Annotated in this window: 1 protein-coding gene; it reads right to left on the reverse strand. The window is 65.1% G+C overall.

The annotated features are described in order from the left end of the window. The coding region (locus AB4Y92_RS25695; RefSeq protein WP_441822190.1) for a molybdopterin-binding protein at positions 1–310 on the reverse strand (310 nt) is incomplete at its 3' end. Positions 311–470 lie beyond the last annotated feature (160 nt).

Genomic DNA, 470 nt, shown 5'->3' on the forward strand with positions numbered 1-470 from the left:
GGGCAGGACCGGTGCCCCCGGTCGTGACGATGAGACAGCAGCCCTCGCGGTCGGCGAGTTCGATCAGGGTTTCGGCAATCGCCTTGCGATCGTCCGGAATGACCCGCGCAACGGCCGCCCAGGGCGAGGCGAGCGCGTTCTTCAGATAGTCGCGAATGGCGGGGCCGCCCTCATCGGCATAGATGCCCGCTGAGGCCCTGTCGGATACCGTGACGATTCCGATCTTGATATCGCTGGTCATGCCGTCGCACCGTTGCAGGATGATCGTGGCCGGTATCGGGCAGGCGGAGAGCCCGGTCAATCGCATCATGTGCCGCCGCCTTCCGAACCGGATGTCGGCTCGGCATGGTGGCGTCCCGGGAGCTTCCTCTATTGAAGCGCGCTCCAAGTCGCCGGTAGTGCCGCGCGATCCTTATCAGTGCTTTGTCGATTGATGCCGATTCCGCAGGCGCCGGAGGCACATACGGGCC

The sequence above is a fragment of the Lysobacter sp. TAB13 genome (genome assembly GCF_052113885.1).
Taxonomy (GTDB): Bacteria; Pseudomonadota; Gammaproteobacteria; order Xanthomonadales; family Xanthomonadaceae; genus Lysobacter; species Lysobacter gummosus.